The sequence below is a fragment of the Flavobacterium noncentrifugens genome (assembly GCF_900100375.1).
In the GTDB taxonomy this organism is placed as follows: domain Bacteria; phylum Bacteroidota; class Bacteroidia; order Flavobacteriales; family Flavobacteriaceae; genus Flavobacterium; species Flavobacterium noncentrifugens.
The window spans coordinates 477,342-499,101 of record NZ_FNEZ01000001.1 but is presented as its reverse complement, the minus strand read 5'-3'; the positions used below and the strand labels follow the sequence as shown (position 1 = coordinate 499,101).

Here is a 21,760-nt window from a genome sequence, read left to right as displayed (position 1 = left end):
TTTTGGATTTTGCTTGCAGTTTTACGCGCAAAATCCAATTGTCTAATTGCCTAATTGTCTAATTTTCTAAATTAAAAAAGATGTTCAAAAAAATATTAATTGCTAACAGGGGCGAGATCGCACTGCGCATCATCAGAACCTGCAGGGAAATGGGAATCAAGACCGTTGCGGTTTATTCTACTGCCGATGCGGAAAGCCTTCACGTGAAATTCGCTGATGAAGCAGTTTGCATCGGGCCACCGCCAAGCAACCTGTCTTATTTAAAGATGTCAAATATCATCGCTGCTGCCGAAATTACGAATGCAGATGCGATTCATCCGGGTTACGGATTTCTTTCTGAAAATGCTAAATTTTCTAAAATCTGCCAAGAGCACGGAATCAAATTTATCGGCGCTTCACCGGAAATGATCGACAGAATGGGCGATAAGGCTTCGGCCAAATCTACGATGATCGAAGCTGGCGTGCCTTGCGTTCCAGGTTCTGTCGGAATCTTAGAATCATATGAACATGCCGAAAGACTGGCTGCCGAATTCGGATATCCTGTAATGCTAAAAGCAACTGCCGGAGGCGGAGGAAAAGGAATGCGTGCCGTGTGGAAACAGGAAGATTTGCTAAAAGCCTGGGAAGGCGCACGCCAGGAATCAGCTGCAGCATTCGGAAATGATGGGATGTACCTTGAAAAATTAATCGAAGAGCCACGCCACATCGAAATTCAGGTGGTTGGGGATTCATACGGAAAAGCCTGTCACTTGTCTGAACGTGATTGTTCGGTGCAAAGACGCCACCAGAAATTAACAGAAGAAACGCCTTCGCCTTTCATGACTGATGAATTGCGCAACAAAATGGGCGAAGCTGCAGTTAAAGCTGCGGAATATATCAGATATGAAGGTGCCGGAACGGTAGAATTTTTGGTTGACAAACACCGCAATTTCTATTTTATGGAAATGAACACGCGTATTCAGGTAGAACACCCGATCACAGAGCAGGTCATCGATTACGATCTGATCCGAGAACAGATTATGGTGGCTGCCGGAATCCCGATTTCAGGAAAAAATTACTTCCCGAACCTTCATGCAATCGAATGCCGTATCAATGCCGAAGATCCATACAATGATTTCCGCCCTTCACCGGGAAAAATCACGACGCTTCATGCGCCGGGCGGACACGGAGTACGCCTCGATACGCACGTTTACGCAGGGTATACGATTCCGCCAAATTACGATTCGATGATTGCTAAATTGATCACCACCGCGCAAACACGTGAGGAAGCGATCAATAAAATGAAGCGCGCACTGGACGAATTCGTGATCGAAGGCATCAAAACCACGATTCCTTTTCACAGGCAATTGATGGACGAACCGGATTATGTCGCCGGAAATTACACTACAAAATTCATGGAAAGTTTTAAAATGAACGATCCGCAATAAATAAAGAATCCCGGTTGAAAAGCCGGGATTTTGTTTTTTCAGAATCCGCTAATTGAAATTCAGTCAGCGGATTTTTTATTTGAATCGGATTATAAAGTTTCTTTAAGCCATTTAAAGAATTCACGCTGCCAGACAATGGCGTTCTGCGGTTTCGTTACCCAGTGGTTTTCTTCAGGGAAATACAGCAATCGGCTTTTGATGCCACGCAATTGCGCCGCCTGAAAAGCTTCCTGTCCTTGCCCGATCGGAACACGAAAATCATTTCCGCCCTGAACGATCAAAATCGGCGTATTCCATTTGTCAACCATATTGATCGGATTGAATTCGTTATAGGCTTTTTGCGCCGCAACATTGGATTTATCCCAATATGGCCCGCCGTGTTCCCAGTTGTTGAAGAAAACCTCTTCCGTCGTTCCGTACATACTTTGCAGGTTGTACACACCGTCATGCGAGATAAAAGTCTTGAACCTGTTGTTGTGCATTCCGGCCAGGTAAAATACAGAATATCCGCCGAAACTCGCGCCCACACAACCTAATCTCGATTTGTCGACATATTTTTCTTTCGAAACGTCGTCAATTGCAGAAAGGTAATCTTTGATCACTTGTCCGCCCCAGTCTTTGCTGATTTCTTCATTCCATTCGACACCATGTCCGTTCATGCCGCGGCGGTTTGGTGCAACAACAATATATCCGTTGGCAGCCATCAATTGGAAATTCCAACGGAAAGAATAAAATTGTGTCAACGGCGATTGCGGCCCGCCCTGACAATATAATAGTGTAGGATATTTTTTATTCGGATCGAAATTTGGCGGAAGAATCACCCAAACGAGCATTTTCTTACCATCGCTAGTCGTTACATAACGCCTTTCGGTTTTGCTTAACGCCAATGAATCGTAGGTGTTTTTGTTGACATTCGTCAGTTGTTTCCAGATATTTTTCTTTAAATCGTAGGCAAATAATTCTGCCGCGTGGTTCATATCTGTACGCGTCACAATGATATTTGAGCCTGAAAAATCTACAATGTCAGCCACATCAAAATCGCCGTTTGTGATTTGTTTTACCGTAACAGCAATTTTTGTCAGACCCGGAAAATTGACTTCAAACAATTGTTTCGTTCCATCAACGGCTGCGATAAAACAGACTTTTTTGCCATCGGCACTCCATTTAAAATGATCCACGGAACCATCCCAACCTGAAGTCAAATTGATGTTCATGCCTTTAAAACTTACGACTAAATCGTTTTTATCGGCTTCATAACCGTCGCGCTTCATTTGCAGCCACGTTAAATCTCCGCTTGGTGAAAAGGCCGGATTCGTATCATAACCCAGATTGCCTTCGGTGCGGTTGATCGTTTTTCCGGTTGCAATATCGTATTGATAAATATCGGTATTGGTGCTGATCGCATAGTCAGTTCCTGATTTTTTCTTCGCGACATAAACGATACTTTTTCCGTCAGGTGCCCACGCATAATCTTCATCTCCGCCGAAAGGCTTTTGTGGGGAATCAAACATTTCGCCTTTTAAAAGATCGGTTCCAACCGCACCTTCTTTATTTTCCTTGAAAAAAACATGGTTGAATTTTCCGGTGTTCCAGGTATCCCAATGGCGGTAATCCAAGCCATTGTAAATCTGCACATTTGATTTTTCGAGCTCCGGATAAAAATCTTTTCCGAGGACTTTGTCAATTTTTACTTCTTCATCATAAACGAGAAATTTTCCGTCCGAAGAAACATTTTTGTCTTTGACCAATACTTTGTAATCGGCAACTTCAATAGCATTTCCGCCATTTACCGGAACGGAATAATATTTTGAATCTGATTTATTTTCTTCCACCGATGGCGTCGAAACTTTATACACCAGGTTTTTGCCGTCTTTTGAAATGCCCATTGCAGAAACGCGTGCGAGTTTCCAAAGCAATTCCGGCGTCATTAGATTTTGTGCTTCAACAGCAGTCATACTCATCATCGTAAGGGTTAAGAACAATAATTTTTTTGTCATTTTTGAATAATTTTCAGATAGAGAAAGTTTTTGAAAGGCCTAAAAGTAATCATTTTTAAAATAAAAAAGCTACCCGTGTGAGGTAGCTTTTTAGAAATGGTTTTGGTATTAAATTATTTTTTGATAAAGCGTTTTACGGCAGTTTGTCCATTTGAAGTCACTTCTAATAAATAAGTGCCTTCGCTGATGTTCGCCACCGGGATTCTTTCATTTTCAACAGTTCCTTTCTGAATTTCCTGTCCAAGCAAGTTGATGATCCTGAATGAAGCATTTGATGCATTCGAAATATTAAGCTCGCTTCCTGAAACCGGGTTTGGATACAATTTAAAATCAAGTTTTTCAACCGCAGCAGTTTCCGTTTGAACAACAGTCGCTGTTGTTTCGATTCCTCTGAAAGTAGAGACTATGGTGACAGTGTAATCTTCAACCTGTCCGTATTCAAAAGTATCGCAGGCGGTTTCTGGAATGCCGTCCCTTTTCATTATGATGCGCATTTTTGTCGGGCCAAGAACAACCGCTGAAGAAATGGTAAAAGTGGCAGTTTGTGGCGAAGCCGTTGAAGCTGCTTTCGAAAGTACTTTTTCACCGGCATCATCAAAATCGCCGTCGTTATTATAGTCAATGAATACCGCATAACCTTCATCGTATGGCGTTGATGTCCATGAAGGCGTAATTGAGATCGAATAATTAGCACCTCTGAGCACCTCAGTTGAAATTGAAGAAAAATCTTCATAAGCAACATTTCCTTTTGATTCATTCCATATTGAAGCAAATTCTACTTTTCCAATTTTTTCTTCGATGGCGCTGTTCCCCAATTCAGTGCAATATATTGATGTTGCCGTTGGTTGCTCCATAGGTATGATATTCGTAGTGACAGCTCTCACGGCTGATGCGATTGAGGAAGCTGATGCAAGTGTAGTTGTATTTACAACATTGCTTACTGCAGACAAATTCTGTGCAGCATCTTTTCCTTTAACGGTAAAAGCATAAGACGTTCCGGCTGTTAATCCGGTAACAGTATAAGTAGGCGAGGTTACTCCGGTAATGTAGGTTCCGTTTTTATACACACTGTAAGTCGCAACGCCAATATTATCTGTAGATGCAGTCCAGTCTAGTTTTACCGAAGTTTGTGTAATGGCTGTGGCAACTAAATTAGTAGGTGCAGTTGGCGCTGTCGTGTCTCCTGCCAATGTTGTCACGCTTACCGTGTTGCTTACAGCAGATAAATTCTGTGCAGCATCCTTTCCTTTCACAGTAAATGCATAAGTCGTTCCTGCGACTAAGCCAGTAACGGTGTAAGTTGGAGACGTAACTCCTGTAATGTAAGTTCCGTTTTTATAAACACTGTAAGTAGCCACGCCAACATTATCCGTAGAAGCGGTCCATGTTAATTTTGCAGAGGTTTGCGTGATAGCTGAAGCTGCTAAATTTGTTGGTGCTGTTGGTGCCGTTGTATCAACGCCTACGGCTAAAGTTGTAATGGTTGCAGTATTGCTGACAATTGATAAATTTCCTGCAGCATCTTTTGCTTTAATGGTAAAACTATATGGCGTACTTGCGGTCAGGCCAGTGACGGTAAAAGTTGTTGTCGTTGCAGATGCAATGCTGGTTCCGTTTTGGAACACGCTGTATGAAGCCACACCTATGTTATCAGTAGAAGAAGTCCAGGTCAGCACCGTTGAGGTTTGCGTGGTTCCCGAAGCCGCTAAATTTGTTGGCGTAGTTGGGATTGTTGTGTCCCCGGTTGCATTTGCAAGCGTTGTTACCGATACCGTATTGCTTGCAACAGATAAATTCCCTGCCGCATCGATTGCCTTAACCGTGAAACTGTAAGTTGTTGCAGCAGTCAATCCGGTTACGCTGAAAGCTCTTGTAGTTGATGAAGTCAGAAATACCCCGTTTTTATAAATGTAATAGGACGTTACCGCAACATTGTCTGTCGAAGCGCTCCATGATAGAATCGTGCTGATTTTGGTGGTGCTTCCTGCTGCCAAAGCAGTTGGTGCAGTTGGTGCAGTTGCATCCAAGGCCACGGCAAGTGTTGTAACAGTCAGTGTGTTGCTCGGATTTGAAACATTTCCTGCAGCATCTTTTGCTTTCACGTAAAAATTATTCGCAGTTGCAGCAGTCAATCCCGTTACGGCTAAAGTTGTGCCTGAAACCGTAGTTTTTAAAGTTCCGTTCTGATATACATCATATCCGGCTACAGCTACGTTATCAGTTGCAGCAGTCCAGGCCAGATTAGTAGAAGTCGTTGTCGTTCCCGAAGCAGTTAAATCTGTTGGAACAGTTGGGGCAACAGTTTCTACGGTACCGGTAGTGATCGTAAAATCGGCATTTGAAATGTCAAAGAAAATATGGCCGCTTCCTTTTACCATGATGCGGTTTTGCGTGCCTGGCTCATTTGGAATTACAATTGGTTGCGAACCATCATTCGGAGTGGCTGAAGCCAAAGTAATCGGGTAGGTATTTCCGCCGTCTTTTGACAATAAGATGTCAACATTTGCAGTGTTCACACCATTTGCAGTAGTTCCGGCCACATTCCAGGTTACGGTTTGTGTGGTTCCCGACTGGTAAGTTACGGCTGAATTTTGTGAGGTTACAGAAAATGGCCCCGCAACAGCATTGATGGTCAAAACCATGTCGTCGCTATTATTTGCAGATCCGCCTGCGCGGTTGTCGCGAACAGTCAGTCTGAAATTCATGACACGGGCTACAGATGGCAAAGCTTCCCATGTCCATGAAGTAGCGCCGGTTTTGATGGTTTCCAGTCTTGGAAAATATCTTGTCTTGTTGGTTGTTGGTCCAAAAGATCGGAACAATGGCCCGGTCAATGCAGTGGCCAATGGTTTGGAAGAAGTAGAATTTCCCCTGTCCAATTCTTCCCAAGTATACGTTAGTGCATCGTTGTTGGTATCTGTTCCGGTTCCGGTAAGCATGAAAGGCGTTCCTTTCGGAATGGTATAATCGGCTCCCGCACTTGCTGTTGGCGTCGCATTATTGGTTGCAACCATAGTCTGGCAAGTCGTAGATTTTACATAATAAGTCACCTGCTGGATGCTGATCGCATGAAAATAAGCGTCACTATGCGCCTGAATATCGTTCGGGCCTGTGATTCCTGCATAACCCATAATGGTAGATCCGCTTCCCGGCTCCATTTGAGAAATGCTGGCTTCCGTGCTGTAGGTAAAAGTATGGCTGGCGCCGAATTGGTGGCCCATTTCATGCGCTACATAATCAATGTCAAAAGTATCGCCTCTCGGAATTCCGTTTGCAGGAGAAGTAAATCCGCTGCCTTTTCCGATTGGAAGTACTGCCGTTGGTGTCCTGCATACACAAGCAATACAGCCTGCATTTCCGCCGCCGCCGGTCGCTCCAAATAAGTGACCGATGTCATAATTGCCGTCTCCAATCACCGATGTCATGGTATTCTGCAATTGCAGGTTCCAGCCTAAAAGCGTTCCAACATTAGAACTGATGGCGCCAACTGAAGCAATTGAATAAGGATCGGTTGCGGCGGCAGTATAGATCGTAGCATCTGTATTGGCAACAAGATTCATGTGTACGCCAAAATCCCTTTCGAAGATTGCATTCACACGGGTTATCGTATTGTTTACTGCGGCCAGGGCCAATGCTTTGGTTCCGCCAAAATAGGCGGCATATTCGCCTGTCACCGAAACGGCCAGCCTGTAATTCCTGAGTTTTCCATCATCGGCGTTTGGCCTTGCAGCTGCTCCGCCATAATCTTGCGTGCCACCGCTAGCCGTGCGGTTGCCTAAGCTGCACTCGAAATGATCCAGGTTAGAAGCTGTTTCCGATTTTTTGTAAACGGTATAAGTTGTCAAATCAGTTGTGTAAGGTTCGATAAATTCTGCCGAACGCCCAGCCCTGATCGTCATTGACTGTAATCCTAAAGGAGACAAGCTAAAATAAACCATGTCAGAAGGGTTTTCTGTGCTGCGCCCAACATAAGATTTGATTTCAGGATATCTGGCGGCTAAAGCCGGATCCATATTTGAAAATTCCTGAACAGTAAAATTTTCCTGATTTCCCTCTGCGGTTGGGAATGAAACAGTTACTCCGGCTTTTTGACTTGCGAAACGAGTAGGAGCGTTTGCAAGTTTTTGCTTCAAGAGTGTCACATCTAGTTCTAAGACGCGTGGGTTTGAAACCCTCATTTTGTCCTCGAAAACCACTGCATCCGATTTCATCGATGCATTCTTCCATAGTGTTTTTCCGTTTTGAGAAAAGGAAAAACTACATATTGCTAGTAGGGCAATAGTAAGTAACTTATTTTTCATTTGGGGAATGGTATTTAGTTAATCTTGCGACAAATATAGAATTAAATTTTAAAAATCAACGACAAAGTGCAAAAAATATCGATGAACTACATAATTTAACATTTGTATATGTGTGAATATTTACTTAAATTATTGAAATATCCCTAATAAATTGTACAAAACCTTGACTTGGAACTGATTTAAAATTGTGTATTTTTATAGAAATTTCTGGACAATGGACTTAAGTTGGTGGGAAATAAAAAATTGGTTTACCGATGTCGATTATACGATTGTTGGTAGCGGAATTGTCGGGTTGCACGCAGGATTGAGGCTTAGGGAAAATTTTCCGCAAAGTAAAATCCTGATCCTGGAAAAAGGTTTTTTACCCCAGGGAGCGAGTACTAAAAATGCGGGTTTTGCATGCTTCGGAAGCCTGTCTGAAATCATTGACGATTTAACTAAAAATTCTGAAGATGAAGTGCTTAAAATCATTGAAAAAAGGTGGCGCGGCTTACAGATTATTAGGAAAAATCTTGGAGATCAGGCGTTAGATTTCAAACCTTTTGGCGGATATGAGCTCTTTTTAACAGATCAGGAAAGCCTTTTTCAGGAAAGCCTGTCAAAATTATCATACGTCAACGACCTGCTTTTCCCGATATTTAAATCACCCGTTTTTTCGACAGAAAAAAACCGTTTCGGTTTTCAGCAAATCAACCAAAATTTGATTTTTAATCCTTTTGAAGGCCAGATCGATACCGGAAACATGATGCAGGCCTTACTCAAAAAGGCGGTTTCTGAAAATATCCTGATTTTAAACCGGCAGGAAGTCACTGATTATCAGGAAACAAGAATTGGCGTTCAGGTAGCGCTTGACGATTTTCAGTTCGCTACAGAAAAACTGCTTTTTGCGACCAACGGATTTGCTCAAAAATTAATTTCACAGCCTGTAACTCCTGCACGCGCCCAGGTTTTGATTACAGAACCTATTCCCGGCCTTGAAATTAAAGGCACTTTTCATTTGGATCGAGGCTACTACTATTTCAGGAATATCGGGGACCGCATTTTATTTGGCGGCGGTAGGAATTTAGATTTTGAAGGCGAAACAACCACAGCATTGGGACAAACATCCATCATCCAAAACCAGCTTGAAAAATTATTAAGAGAAGTGATTCTGCCCGATTATGATTTTAAAATTGAACACCGCTGGAGCGGAATCATGGGCATTGGTGCAACCAAAAATCCCATTGTAGCGCAATTGTCCGATCATGTGTATTGCGGCGTGCGCCTTGGCGGAATGGGCGTTGCCATCGGAAGTCTTGTTGGGCAGGAATTAGCAGATTTGATAAAGAAATAATACCTTTACGGCACAAAATTTCCGGCAGTTATGCTTAAAAAAATTTCCCGTTTCTTCTTCAAAGCCCTGTTGTGGTTTTTTGCATTGTCTATTTTATCAGCAATTATTTTTCGGTTTGTCCCGGTTCCGTACACGCCGTTGATGGCCACGCGCGCACTCGAAAATAAAGCTGATGGTAGCGAAATGGTGTGCAGTCACGATTGGGTGTCACTCGAAGAAATTTCTCCAAACCTTCAGAAAGCAGTCATCGCGAGTGAAGACGCCAACTTCCTCACGCACCACGGTTTCGACTTTGATGCCATCCAAAAGGCAATGAAAAACAACGAAAAAGGCAAGAAGATCAAAGGTGGAAGCACCATTTCACAGCAAACGGCAAAAAATGTTTTCCTGTGGCAAGGCCGAAGCTACCTCCGGAAAGGACTTGAAGTTTATTTCACAGTATTGATCGAAATTTTCTGGGGAAAAGAACGCATCATGGAAGTCTATCTGAACAGTATCGAAATGGGTAATGGCGTTTACGGCGCCGAAGCCGCTTCCCAATATTGGTACCACAAAAAAGCGGAATACCTGACCAAACGCGAAGCAGCGGGAATTGCGGCCATTCTTCCTAACCCAAGGAAATTTAAAGCTTCGGGCTCATCAGTTTATATCGAAAACCGCAAAAGCAGGATTGTAAAGCACATGGGCTATGTCGGGAAATTAAATTATTGATCCGATGAAAAAGAGAATCTTCGGATGCATTTGTATATTTTCTTTTACTTTTGGATTTGCCCAAAATAAACCTGCAGAAGTTGGAATTGTAGTCGATAATGACTTGTTTACTTCTGCGGTTCATGACCGGTATTACACCAGCGGCATGGAACTTTTTTACCGTTTTCTTGCGGAAAATGACAACCCGAAAATTAATAAGCTCATCAAGGATTTTAGGATCGGGCAGTATATTTACAATCCGCAAACCGTTCGCGCCGCCGATTATTATGTAAATGACAGGCCATTTGCAGGCTATCTTTTCTTCGAATCAGGCGTCAATATTTTTTACCAGAATGAATCGGTACTCAAGTTAACCGGCCAGCTCGGAATTCTCGGGCCGTCGTCGCAGGCGCAGGGCGTTCAGAAATTCATCCATAAAACATTCAGTTATCCAAAAGTGGAAGGCTGGCAATACCAGATCAAAGATGCTTACGGAATTCAGGCAGAAGCTTTTTATTCTCATAAAATCAAAGATGAAGAATTTAAGGATTTTGCCGATCTGAGCCTTCAGGCTGATGCCAAATTGGGCACGATCTGGACAGAAGTGTCTGCCGGATTGATGGCGCGGATTGGTTTCAGGAAATTGCTTCCCATTTACGATTCGAATCTGCATTATGCGTCGCTTGCTTCAGGTAAAAGCAAAGACAAAGAAGTGCGGGAGTTTTACCTCTACATTTCACCAAATATAAATTACCAGGTTTACGACGCCACGATACAAGGCGGAATCTCCGATGCCGAAAGTCCGGTGACTTTTAAAATCATTCCATGGCGGTTTAATTTTGAATCGGGAATCAAATACAGGAAAAACAACTGGAACTTGTCGTATGCATTCGTTTTCCGTGGAAAAGAGCTCTACAACAATGTCATTACCAGTTATTATTACGGATCAATCGGTGTATCGCATTTGCTGTAATCAGCTGAAAAGCGGACGGTATAATTTCCAGTGTTTGTAAATCAGGATTCCATTAAAGATGGCTACAAGCAAAGCCACGCTTACGCCCGGAATGTCTAAAAATAAATGGAAAAGCAGGATGTTTATAGAAATCGGAGCCAGCAAAATGATCACGAAAGGCACCCATTTTTTTAACAACAGCATCAGTCCGATAAAAACTTCCAAAACGCCGACGATAGGAAAAATATAACCTGTAGCGCCCAATGAATTCATAAATTCTCCTGCAGTTCCTGTTGGGGTTTCCATCGGAATAAAATGCAAAAATTTATTACTGCCAAATACAACAAGAAGAATTCCCAGCAATATTCTAACGATCATGGTAAATTTCGAATTCATAAAGGAAAGTTTTAAGGGTTATCAATAACGTAAAAATATAATTAATTTTTTAAAGTATTGTTGTTCAATTGTATAAATTTTCTGACAATGATAATTTTTGAGGATTCTGCAATTAATTTTTTTCGGATGGGTGTAACAACCGAAAAAAACATTGACTAATTTGCATAATCAAAAACCAAGATCATGAGAGCACACGAAATAGATTACAAAATTTACGGTGAAGAAATGCAGTATGTCGAGATCGAACTCGACCCGCAGGAGATTGTCGTTGCCGAGCCGGGAAGTTTTATGATGATGGACAACGGCATCCAGATGCAGACCATTTTCGGCGATGGATCCGAACAGCAAAACGGCCTTTTCGGCAAATTGCTATCGGCCGGAAAACGCGCGTTAACCGGAGAGAGTTTGTTCATGACGGCCTATCAAAACCAGAATTCCGGAAAAAGCCACGTGAGTTTTGCATCGCCTTATCCCGGAAAAATCCTTCCAATAGACCTGACGCTATTCAACGGAAAATTCATCTGCCAGAAAGATGCATTTTTATGTGCTGCCAAAGGCGTTTCAGTCGGAATTGAATTCTCCAAAAAACTCGGGCGTGGATTGTTCGGAGGCGAAGGTTTCATCATGCAGAAACTCGAAGGCGACGGCATGGCGTTCGTGCATTCAGGCGGCACACTGGCCAAAAAAGAATTGCAATCCGGGCAAATTTTAAAAGTCGATACCGGCTGCATCGTTGGTTTCACACAGGATATCGACTACGACATCGAATTTGTGGGCGGCATCAAAAACTCGATTTTCGGAGGCGAAGGCTTGTTCTTTGCCACCCTGCGTGGTCCGGGAACGGTTTATGTACAATCGTTGCCTTTCAGCAGATTGGCCGACAGGATTATTGCCTCTGCACCAAGATCGGGCGGAAGCAGCCGCGAAGAAGGCAGCTTGCTCGGCGGATTGGGGAATTTGCTCGATGGCGATAACCGGTTTTAGGAGAAGTTGCAGAGTTGAAAAGTAGGAAAGTAGCTAAGTTACTAGTTTCTTAACATGCCTTAAAAAAATAAAAATGCCCGACAAATCAATGCCGGGCTTTTTATTTAGATTCTGATACTTTGCAACTAAATATTAAAATTTATACCCAAAACAACATTTCTTCCAATATTTGGAATTCCGTCGGTTTTAAGCCTTGACAAGTGTGCGATGTACCGTTTGTCGAACAAATTGTTTCCGTTGAGGCCGACTTCAAAAACCGATTTGCTGATCTTGATTTTTCCGCCAATTCCGGCATTTACCAAAGTGTAGCCTAGAGATTTTGTTTCAAATCCGCTGACGTTTTCCTGCGCAAAAGTACTTGAGAAATTCAGCCTTGCATAACCTTGTGAAAGCCAGTTTTTGATATTGAATTCGGTTCGAATTGTATTGTTCCAATTGTTCGCAGGAATTAACGGCAAATACTCACCACTTTGCTTTTTTCCGGTAACCGTTTCAAAACTGGTTTCGAGATGCAGCCAGTCCAGCGGATGCGGATGATAATGAATTCCGGCCTCGCCGCCAAATAATTGCGCATCATCCTGAACATAATGAAACACATCATTTTCCTCTAAAACCAAACCGGTAGGCGTGGTGTAAATGTAATTGTTGATGTGGTTGTAAAATCCGTTGACGAAAAACTCGAAATGACTGTTTTTGTATTCGAGGTTCAAATCGGTTTGGAAATTTTGCTCTGTCTTGAGTTGGCTGTTGCCAATTTCATATCGGTTTGTGCCTTCGTGAACGCCGTTTGAAGTCAGTTCTGCGAGATTCGGCGCGCGGAAACCTGTCGCAAGATTCAACCGCATCGTAAAATTATGGGCGAGATTGGTTTTGTATCCTAAAGAAGCATTAAAGCTATCGAATGATTTGTCGATCGCTTCAAAATAACCTTCTTCGCCTAAAATTCCGTGTGTATCGCTGCTGACTTTTCGGTTGTCATAACGCAATCCGGCTTGGAGCGCACTTGATTTCCATTCGTAATTTGCAGTTCCGAAAATCCCAAAATCGTTTGTTGTTGCATCGGGAATCAGATATTCGGCACCTGAATTTTTATTGGTTTGGTGCATGCCCTGAATTCCGGCGATCATTTCAACTTTTCCAAATTTCGGGAAATGGTATTTCAAATCGTAATTCAGCGTTTTAAGTTTCATGTGCAAAGCCGCTTCATTACTATCTTCAAATTCGCTTCGGTCGTTTGCGATGTAACCAATATCTGCGTCAAGCGTTGAATTTCCAAAAAAGAAATTGTTGTGCAGACTTAAAATGTGGTTGTAAACGCCTTGCCTTGGAAATTGTGTATTCTTGCTTTCCGATTGGTAAGCGATGCCGTCTTCGGGAATTCCGAGGTCGAGTTTATTGAAATTGTACCGTAGCACACTCGAAAATTTCGAATTGCTGTAGCCGATTCCCGACTTTAAATCGGTTTCATTGTAACGTGTATTGGTCACGCGGTCGCCATCGGAAATTTTATAATCGGAATGGGTCGAATAATTGCCACGTGCGAGGAATTTCCAATTGTCTGTAGAACCTTTCAAGCCCAATGTCGTGCTGCTTCCCAAAGTATTCGAGAACAAACGCTGTCCGAAATCGGCTTTCAAAGTATTCGCATCGGCAAATTTTTCGGGATTAAAATACAAAACACCGCCAAGCGCATCCGATCCGTAAAGCAACGATGCCGGGCCTTTGATAACTTCAACACTTTCCACACCCGAATCGTTTAAACCCAATCCGTGCTCATCGCCAAACTGCTGGTTTTCAAGCCTGACACCTTGAGAATATACAAGTACGCGATTGGCGCTCAATCCGCGGATTACGGGTTTTCCGATTGAAGTCCCGGTGGAAATCTGCGAAACGCCGGGAATTGTGGACAAACCTTCAATTAAAGTAGAAACGCCTTGTTGCTGCAGCGATTTGACGCTTGCATGTTCGACTTTCATCACGTTTTGCGACTGCAATCTGTTGAAAGCCGTTGAAACAATGACTTCGTCCATTTGGTGTATGTTTTCTTCCAGGATAAGATCGAAAATGGTTTCTTTTTGGACATTTACCGTTTGGTTCATCGTTGTAAACCCAACATACGAAAAGATAATTTTAATATTTCCAGCCGGTAAATTGTTGAGGTTGTATTTTCCGTCGGCATCGGTAATCGTGCCTTTGTGCAGATCGGGTGCATATACTGAAACGCTTGCCAGCGGAAGATTTTTAGTATCGGTTACGGTGCCAGAAAGTTTATTTTGGGCGTGCAGCATTGCCGAAAAGCCCAAAATCAGGGCCATGATAGTTTTTTTCATCTGAAATGATTTTATTGTTGGTGGAATACAGGAAAAGTCCCGAAAGTTTCGGAACAACAGAATTCAGTTAAACAATAAAAACCGGCGGCCCGCGAAGTAAAACCGAACTGCCAGAAAAAGCAATTAAAGTTTCGGAAACCGTTAAGAAATAAGGAATCGCGCGGTGTTGCGCTACAAAGTCAAACGAAAAAATTTCAGGAGTAACAAAATTGCTGAAAGTAAAATCACATGCGAAACAATGGTCAAAATTATGGTGCTGGTGCGTGATTTGTTCGCTGCCCGTTTCATGGCTGTGGTAGCATTTCCTTTCGGCCTGCTCATGCGTAAAATGTTCTACGGAATGAAGCGATTGAAACAATATCGCAAACAATACCGCAGCAATCAGGGAAAAGTTAAATATGGAAAATTTCTTTTTCATCCGAGGCAAATGTAACGAAGACAAAAAAGAAATCCGTTTGCTTTAACAAATTTTAAGATTTGAAAGCAAACAGATTATTTTTTTTTGTCACGACTTGAGTGTTAACAAACTGGCGAAGCAATTAAACGAATCGATTTATGAAATTTGTGACTAAAATTTTAAACCAATTCATTCGCGATCAAATACTCCGCAATCTGGATTGTATTCGTTGCTGCGCCTTTTCGTAAATTATCAGAAACAATCCACATGTTTACGGTATTTGGCTGGCTTTCATCGCGGCGTATTCTTCCCACGAAAACATCGTCCTTTCCTTCGGCATACATTGGCATCGGATACGTAAACGTGTCAATGTTGTCCTGAACCGTTACGCCATCTGTTTCGTGTAAGATCTTGCGGATGTCATTCACGTCAAAATCATTCGAAAACTCTACATTTACTGATTCGCTATGTCCGCCAACCACCGGAATTCTTACTGTGGTAGAAGTCACCGCAATGGTTTTATCTCCAAGAATTTTCTGTGTTTCACGCACCATTTTCATTTCTTCTTTGGTGTAGCCGTTTTCTTCAAATACATCGATTTGCGGAATGGCATTGCGATGAATCGGATATTTATAAGCCATTTCGCCTTTTATGCCATTGTATTCATTTTCAAGTTGCTGCACTGCTTTGAGTCCGCTGCCGGTAACCGATTGATATGTCGAAACGACAATTCTTTTGATGTTGTATTTTTTGTGCAAAGGTGCCAATGCCAGGACCATTTGTATGGTGGAGCAGTTTGGGTTTGCGATGATTTTGTCCGCTGCAGTCAGTTCAGAAGCATTGATTTCAGGAACAACTAGTTTTTTAGTAGGATCCATTCTCCAGGCCGATGAATTGTCGATTACGGTTGTTCCTGCTGCTGCGAATTTCGGAGCCCATTCTAAAGAAGTTGCGCCTCCGGCAGAAAAAATGGCGATTTCAGGTTTTAAATCAACCGCAGTTTGTAAACCAACGACCTTATATGTTTTTCCTTTAAATTCAATTTCTTTTCCAACTGATTTTTCAGAGGCAACGAGAATCAACTCCGTAAACGGGAAATTCCTTTCAGCCAAAACCTGTAACATGACTTCGCCAACCATTCCGGTTGCGCCAACAACAGCAACTTTCATATATTTATTTTTTAGATTCTTAATTCATTTGGTGCTGCAAAAGTATACAGAATTTTGGTTGTTTCGGCAATTCTGTAAAAAGAAAAACCGTCCTGGTCTGGACGGTTAAAATTAGAATATATAATGTAGCGGAAATTTCTTAAGACCTGCTTTTCAATGCATCGCGGATTTCCATCAGCAATTTTTCCTCGTTTGTTGGCGCTGGCGGAGCGGCAGGAACGTCGGCTTCTTTTTTGCGGGATGCGTTGATTCCTTTGATGATCAGGAACAATACAAAAGCAACGATCAGGAAATTGATGACCGCAGCCAGGAAAACGCCGTATTTGACCGATCCGAAAACAGTTAGTTCCTCAATTTTTGACAAATGTGCTGCTTCAAGCGCCGGTTTTAATACCAATGGTGTGATGACGTCTTCAATCAGCGACGTGACGATTTTTCCAAAAGCCGCACCAATAATGACCCCGATGGCCAAATCGACTACGTTGCCTTTCATGGCAAATGCCTTAAATTCTGAGATCATTCCCATAATGAATTTGTTTTAGTTAGAATTAATTTTTTTGTGAAATCTAAATTAGTTAAAAATTTAAAACAAAGCCAAATTACTCGCGGTAAAAAACACGTTTGACCCTTTGCGAAATGCTTGTCAGGATTTCATACGGAATCGTTTTGAGCTGTTCTGCAATGTAAATTACCGTTGGGCTTTCGCCGAAAATTACCACAGAATCGCCTTCTTTACATTTGATTTCAGTCACATCAACCATCAGCATGTCCATGCAAATGCTGCCCACGATCCTTGCTTTTTTGTTGTTGATCATGACAAAACCGACGCCGTTGCCCCAATGGCGTGAAATACCGTCGGCGTAACCAATTGGGATCGTTGCGATTTTCGTTGGCCTTTCAGCAATGAATCGTCTTCCATAACCCACGCTGTCGCCAATGGGAATCATCCGAAGTTGGGAAATGATCGACTTTAAAGTGCCTACATTTTCAAGGAATTTTTGTTCGTCCGGATCGTTTGAAACGCCGTAAAGTCCGATGCCAAGCCGAACCATGTCGTATTGTGCCTGAGGAAAATTAGAAATACCCGATGTGTTTAAAATATGTCTGATCGGTTTGATCTTAAGTTCCGACATTAATTTGGATGACAATTTTTCAAACAATTCAATCTGCGAAAGCGCAAAATCCTTATGTGTCAGCTCGTCGCTGGTTGCCATGTGCGATAAAATGCTCTGCACTATGACCGATTTATTTTCTTTTAAGGTAAAGATCAGTTCATCGATGTTGTTTTGTTCAAACCCCAAACGGTGCATTCCGGTGTCGAGTTTGATATGGATCGGATAATGCTCCAGTTTTTTCTGCGCGGCAATTTTTAAAAAAGCATTGAGTCCTTTGATGCTGTAAATTTCAGGTTCCAATCCGTGTTGGATGATTGCCGAAAAACTCGTGTTCTCCGGATTCAAAACCATAATCGGAAGCGTAATGCCCGCATTTTTAAGCGCAATTCCCTCATCTGCGAAAGCGACGCCAAGGTAATCGGTTTTATGGTGTTCGAGCAATTTTGCGATTTCAAATCCGCCGTTTCCGTAACCGAACGCTTTCACCATCACCATTAATTTGGTTTCAGGTTTGAGTTTGGATTTGTAAAAATTCAAATTGTGGCTGATCGCGTTCAGGTTGATTTCAAGAACGGTTTCATGTGTTTTTTCTTCCAATAAGGCAACGATTTCCTCAAAACGAAAATGCCGCGCGCCTTTGATCAAAATGGTTTCATTTCCGAAAGACAACGTGTCGAAAGCAGCAATAAAATCGTTCGTTGTAGCAAATGTGACGCAGTTCAGGAATTTATTTTTAAACTGGGAAATGGTTTCACCAATTCCGATAATGCGGTTGATTTTATTCGCAATAATGAGCTGCGAAACATTCGAATACAATTCTTCATTCGACAAGCCGCTTTGGAAAATATCCGATAAAATGAGTGTTTTTTTCTTGTACAGTTTCTGGCTTTCGAGGAAATCAAGTGCGATCTTTAACGACTGAAAATCTGAACTGTAACTGTCGTCGATGAGCGTTGTATTGTTGATCCCATTTTTGACTTTCAGGCGCATTTCGACCGGAAAAAGCAACGACATCCTGTTTTCAATCACTTTCGGATCGTAGCCAAAATGCAATAGCACCATCATGCACTGAATCGCATTTTCTACTGAAGCGTCATCGAGAAACGGAATTTTAATTTCAAAATCGTCGCTGTTGTATTTTACTTTTAAAGCCGTTTTGTCGACGATGATTTTCTTTACAATGAAAACGTCGGCATTTTCATATTTACAGCTCCATGAAAAGGTTTTGATTTTTGGATTTAAAAAGGTTTCAACGGTTTTGCTTTTGTGTAAAATGAGCACTTCAACGTCAGAAAAAAGCTTTAATTTCTGCTTCATTTTTTCGCCGATGTTTGCAAAACCTTCATCATGTGCCGACCCGATATTCGTCAATAAACCAATGGTTGGCTTGATGATTTTTTCGAGTTTTTCCATTTCATTGACCTTAGAAATCCCGGCTTCAAAAATCCCGAGGTTGTGTTTTTCATTGATCGAAATCACCGATAATGGTACGCCAACCTGAGAATTGTAGCTTTTCGGGCTTCTGATAATGTTGTAATCCGGACCCAATAAGAAATTGAGCCATTCTTTTACAATCGTTTTTCCGTTGCTGCCTGTAATTCCGATAACCGGAAAATGGTATAAATTCCGATAATAAGCGGCAAATTGCTGCAAAGCCTCAAGCGTGTTTTCTACGATTAAAAAATTGGCCTGGCCACGTACTTCATCAGGAACATGCGTCACGACAAAATTTAAAACGCCTGCATCGATGAGTTCCTCGATATAATTGTGCGCGTCATTATTTGGGCCGGAAAGCGCAAAAAATAGGGTGTTTTGCCCATTTTGCAACGATCGGCTGTCGATTGAAATGTGGTCAATAGGCATCGCATCGGATTCTCCAAACCATTTGGCGTGAATCACCGGAATGATATTTTTTAAGGATAAAGTCAATTTAGTCCTGGTTTTTTTGGTTTTTCCTGACTTCGATTTCTTCTGCCGATTGTGTCCAAATGGCGTTGAAATAAGCGGCGCGGCTAAGCGGTTCGTATTCTTCGGTTTCGCCTAACATGACCAGATTGTCGTTGTCTGCTTTTCGGAAACTGTAATTGGCTAAATTTCCGGTACGCGTGCACACGGCATGGACTTTTGTCACATATTCAGCAGTCGCCATCAGCGCAGGCATCGGCCCGAAAGGGTTTCCTTTAAAATCCATGTCGAGTCCGGCGACAATCACGCGGATTCCCGAATTGGCCAGATCGTTACAGATTTTCACGATCTCGTCATCAAAAAACTGCGCTTCATCAATCCCGACAACATCGCAGCCCTGAGCCAGGATCGCAATATTGGCAGCAGCGGGAACAGGCGTAGAGCGGATTTCATTCGAATCGTGCGAAACCACCATTTCATCATGGTAGCGCGTATCGATCGCAGGCTTGAAAATCTCGACTTTCTGTTTGGCAAACTGCGCGCGTTTGAGCCGGCGAATCAGTTCTTCGGTCTTTCCCGAAAACATCGATCCGCAGATTACTTCGATCCAGCCAAATTGTTCTTTATGATTTACGGTATTTTCGAGAAACATTTTGTAATTTTCAGCCTTAAAAAGGATTGGTTTTTTTTACTTTGTAATGAAAACAGGCGATCTGGAGATAAACTGCTTTTGCATCGTTTCAAAAGTATAGAATTTTTATCAAACCAAGATTTCGCCGCACTTTAATTGTTGACAATTTAACGAAGCAATTCCCAAGAATACGGACTCAAAAAATTTAAAAGTTTATGAAAAAGAAGCTGGAAGCCGAATTGATCAGCATTGCGCACAGGATTTTAAAGTTGAAGAACAAATCTGATTTGATTCAGTTGCATCAGGAAGCGCAAAAATTGTATGAAAAACTTTCTGTGTTGAAATTTGTCGAAGAAAATTTTGCAGATGCAAAGCCAACGATCGGATACAAAGAGATTGAAGACAAGCTGGATGCTGTTTTTGATTCGGAAAATAGCGCTGCTGCTGAAGAAAATCCTAAATCCGAAACTGAAAAAGTTGAAGTGGTTGAAGAACAAGCATCGGAATCTGAAGTGGAAAATAATGAAGATGCGCTGACTGAAACCGAAACTCCGGAAGAAACGGCATCTGAAACAGAAAAAGAAGAAACGCTTGAAGCTACTGAAGGAACAGAAATTTTAGAAGCTGAATCTGAAGAGCAAGCCGAAGCAATTCCGGCAGCATCTGAATCTTCGGAAGAAAATGTAGCTGAAACTGAAAATTCAGAAACTTCGGAATCTCCATCTGAAGAAGCGCAAACCGAAGAAAAACCACAACCGGAACAAACGCCTGAACCTTTCGCACACCTCACACAGGAAGAAGTCGCCGAAGAAACATTGGCTGCAGCCGAACCTGTAATCGAAACGTCGAAAGAAGAACAAACCGGAGAATCTCAAAAATCCGATAATTCGTCATTCAAACCTTCATTCGAACTCGCTTTCGACCCAAAAGAAGACCCGGATACAGACAAATTCAATTCGCCTGCGCAAACGTCACTTGAAGACTTCTTACATGACAATTATGTAGATCCGGTTTTTGTAACGCCGGAAGATTTGCAGAAAGAGAAAGAAGAAAAAGAGAAAGAAAAGGCGGCGCAAAGTTACACGTCGTATCAATCTTCAGCTGAAACGCCGGCGAAATCGCTGAACGACCGCATGGCAAAAGGAATCATTATCGGGCTCAACGACCGCATCGCTTTCATGAACCATTTGTTCAACAACAGCAGCGAAGATTACAACCGTGTGCTGTCGCAATTGATGACGATTGATAACTTCCGCGAAGCTAAAAACTTTATCGATACGATGGTTAAACCCGATTATAACAATTGGGCCGGAAAAGAAGAATACGAGCAGCGCTTTATGGAAATCGTCGAGAAAAAATTCTCATAAATGGGCAAGCTTTTTATTGTTCCAACGCCAATAGGAAATCTTGAAGACATGACTTTTCGTGCGATCCGCGTATTAAAAGAAGCCGATTTAATTTTGGCCGAAGACACGCGTACAAGCGGAAAACTGCTGAAACATTTCGAGATTTCGACACACATGCACAGCCATCACATGCATAATGAGCACAAAACCGTTGAGAATATTATTTCGCGGATCAAAGCCGGGGAAACGATCGCATTAATTTCTGATGCGGGCACACCGGCGATTTCCGATCCTGGATTTTTACTGACGCGCGCTTGTGTGGAGCATAAAATTGAAGTTGAATGTTTGCCCGGCGCAACGGCTTTTGTTCCTGCATTGGTCAACAGCGGGTTGCCGAATGATAAATTTATTTTTGAAGGATTTCTACCCGAAAAAAAAGGAAGGCAAACCCGATATCTGGCTTTAGCCGAAGAAACCAGAACGATGATCTTGTATGTTTCTCCGCATAAACTCGTGAAAACTTTAGCCGAATTTGTGACGTATTTCGGCGAAGACCGTCAAATTTGCGTGTCACGAGAATTGTCGAAACTGCACGAAGAAAACGTGCGCGGAACGGCAAAAGAAGTGCTTGCGCATTTTGAAGCCAAACCTCCGAAAGGGGAAATTGTGGTTGTTGTTGGTGGGAAAATTACGCTGAAAGAAAAACCATTAAGGGATTAAGATAATTAAGTTTTGCCTCAATGAATCTTAATGCCTTAATGGCTCAATTCTAACGTAAATCAAATAT

General features: G+C 42.3%; 16 protein-coding genes. 7 read left to right on the top strand and 9 right to left on the bottom strand.

Annotated features, from left to right (window positions below):
- The first annotated feature begins 80 nt into the window (after positions 1-80).
- On the top strand, positions 81-1,427 hold the full coding sequence (accC, locus tag BLS32_RS02220) for an acetyl-CoA carboxylase biotin carboxylase subunit (protein ID WP_091391663.1): 1,347 nt from the start codon (positions 81-83) through the stop codon (positions 1,425-1,427).
- 89 nt (positions 1,428-1,516) lie between these two features.
- Here accC and BLS32_RS02215 read toward each other — a convergent pair whose 3' ends face one another.
- Complete coding sequence (locus tag BLS32_RS02215; protein WP_245699305.1) at positions 1,517-3,424, bottom strand: S9 family peptidase; 1,908 nt, start codon at positions 3,422-3,424, stop codon at positions 1,517-1,519.
- Positions 3,425-3,537: 113 nt separating this feature from the next.
- Positions 3,538-7,725: a fibronectin type III domain-containing protein gene (locus BLS32_RS02210; protein WP_091391662.1), complete on the bottom strand. Its 4,188-nt coding sequence runs from the start codon at positions 7,723-7,725 to the stop codon at positions 3,538-3,540.
- 214 nt (positions 7,726-7,939) lie between these two features.
- Between BLS32_RS02210 and BLS32_RS02205 the strand changes: the two genes are divergently transcribed.
- Genes BLS32_RS02205 through BLS32_RS02195 form a run of 3 tightly spaced genes read left to right on the top strand, consistent with a single transcriptional unit; the run spans position 7,940 to position 10,721 of the window.
- Positions 7,940-9,058 carry an NAD(P)/FAD-dependent oxidoreductase gene (locus BLS32_RS02205; protein WP_091391661.1) on the top strand — a complete coding sequence of 373 codons (1,119 nt, stop codon included), beginning with the start codon at positions 7,940-7,942 and terminating at the stop codon, positions 9,056-9,058.
- A gap of 30 nt (positions 9,059-9,088) precedes the next feature.
- Positions 9,089-9,769, top strand: coding sequence for a monofunctional biosynthetic peptidoglycan transglycosylase (mtgA, locus tag BLS32_RS02200; protein ID WP_091391660.1), 681 nt, complete (start codon positions 9,089-9,091; stop codon positions 9,767-9,769).
- A 4-nt stretch (positions 9,770-9,773) separates the two neighbouring features.
- The gene (locus BLS32_RS02195; protein ID WP_091391659.1) at positions 9,774-10,721 is read left to right on the top strand and encodes a lipid A deacylase LpxR family protein; all 948 of its coding nucleotides are present in this window, start codon (positions 9,774-9,776) and stop codon (positions 10,719-10,721) included.
- Here BLS32_RS02195 and BLS32_RS02190 read toward each other — a convergent pair whose 3' ends face one another.
- Positions 10,722-11,096, bottom strand: a complete 375-nt coding sequence (locus tag BLS32_RS02190) for a DoxX family membrane protein (RefSeq protein ID WP_091391658.1) — start codon at positions 11,094-11,096, stop codon at positions 10,722-10,724. It abuts the gene before it with no gap.
- Positions 11,097-11,279: 183 nt separating this feature from the next.
- Between BLS32_RS02190 and BLS32_RS02185 the strand changes: the two genes are divergently transcribed.
- Positions 11,280-12,080, top strand: a complete 801-nt coding sequence (locus BLS32_RS02185) for a TIGR00266 family protein (protein ID WP_091391657.1) — start codon at positions 11,280-11,282, stop codon at positions 12,078-12,080.
- 125 nt (positions 12,081-12,205) lie between these two features.
- Here BLS32_RS02185 and BLS32_RS02180 read toward each other — a convergent pair whose 3' ends face one another.
- The 6 genes from BLS32_RS02180 to BLS32_RS02155 form a co-directional block, all read right to left on the bottom strand.
- Complete coding sequence (locus BLS32_RS02180) at positions 12,206-14,410, bottom strand: TonB-dependent receptor (RefSeq protein ID WP_091391656.1); 2,205 nt, start codon at positions 14,408-14,410, stop codon at positions 12,206-12,208.
- 67 nt (positions 14,411-14,477) lie between these two features.
- Positions 14,478-14,828 carry a hypothetical protein gene (locus BLS32_RS02175; protein ID WP_245699304.1) on the bottom strand — a complete coding sequence of 117 codons (351 nt, stop codon included), beginning with the start codon at positions 14,826-14,828 and terminating at the stop codon, positions 14,478-14,480.
- 158 nt (positions 14,829-14,986) lie between these two features.
- Positions 14,987-15,976: an aspartate-semialdehyde dehydrogenase gene (locus BLS32_RS02170; RefSeq protein WP_091391655.1), complete on the bottom strand. Its 990-nt coding sequence runs from the start codon at positions 15,974-15,976 to the stop codon at positions 14,987-14,989.
- A 139-nt stretch (positions 15,977-16,115) separates the two neighbouring features.
- Positions 16,116-16,502, bottom strand: coding sequence for a large conductance mechanosensitive channel protein MscL (mscL, locus tag BLS32_RS02165; protein ID WP_091391654.1), 387 nt, complete (start codon positions 16,500-16,502; stop codon positions 16,116-16,118).
- A gap of 73 nt (positions 16,503-16,575) precedes the next feature.
- On the bottom strand, positions 16,576-19,020 hold the full coding sequence (locus BLS32_RS02160) for a bifunctional UDP-N-acetylmuramoyl-tripeptide:D-alanyl-D-alanine ligase/alanine racemase (RefSeq protein WP_091391653.1): 2,445 nt from the start codon (positions 19,018-19,020) through the stop codon (positions 16,576-16,578).
- A 1-nt stretch (position 19,021) separates the two neighbouring features.
- Complete coding sequence (locus BLS32_RS02155; protein WP_091391652.1) at positions 19,022-19,648, bottom strand: thymidine kinase; 627 nt, start codon at positions 19,646-19,648, stop codon at positions 19,022-19,024.
- A 194-nt stretch (positions 19,649-19,842) separates the two neighbouring features.
- Between BLS32_RS02155 and BLS32_RS02150 the strand changes: the two genes are divergently transcribed.
- Together BLS32_RS02150 and rsmI are read left to right on the top strand one after the other, a co-directional pair.
- The gene (locus BLS32_RS02150) at positions 19,843-20,994 is read left to right on the top strand and encodes a hypothetical protein (protein WP_091391651.1); all 1,152 of its coding nucleotides are present in this window, start codon (positions 19,843-19,845) and stop codon (positions 20,992-20,994) included.
- Entirely contained in the window at positions 20,995-21,693 is a 699-nt protein-coding gene (rsmI, locus tag BLS32_RS02145; protein ID WP_091391650.1) for a 16S rRNA (cytidine(1402)-2'-O)-methyltransferase, read from the top strand.
- Positions 21,694-21,760 lie beyond the last annotated feature (67 nt).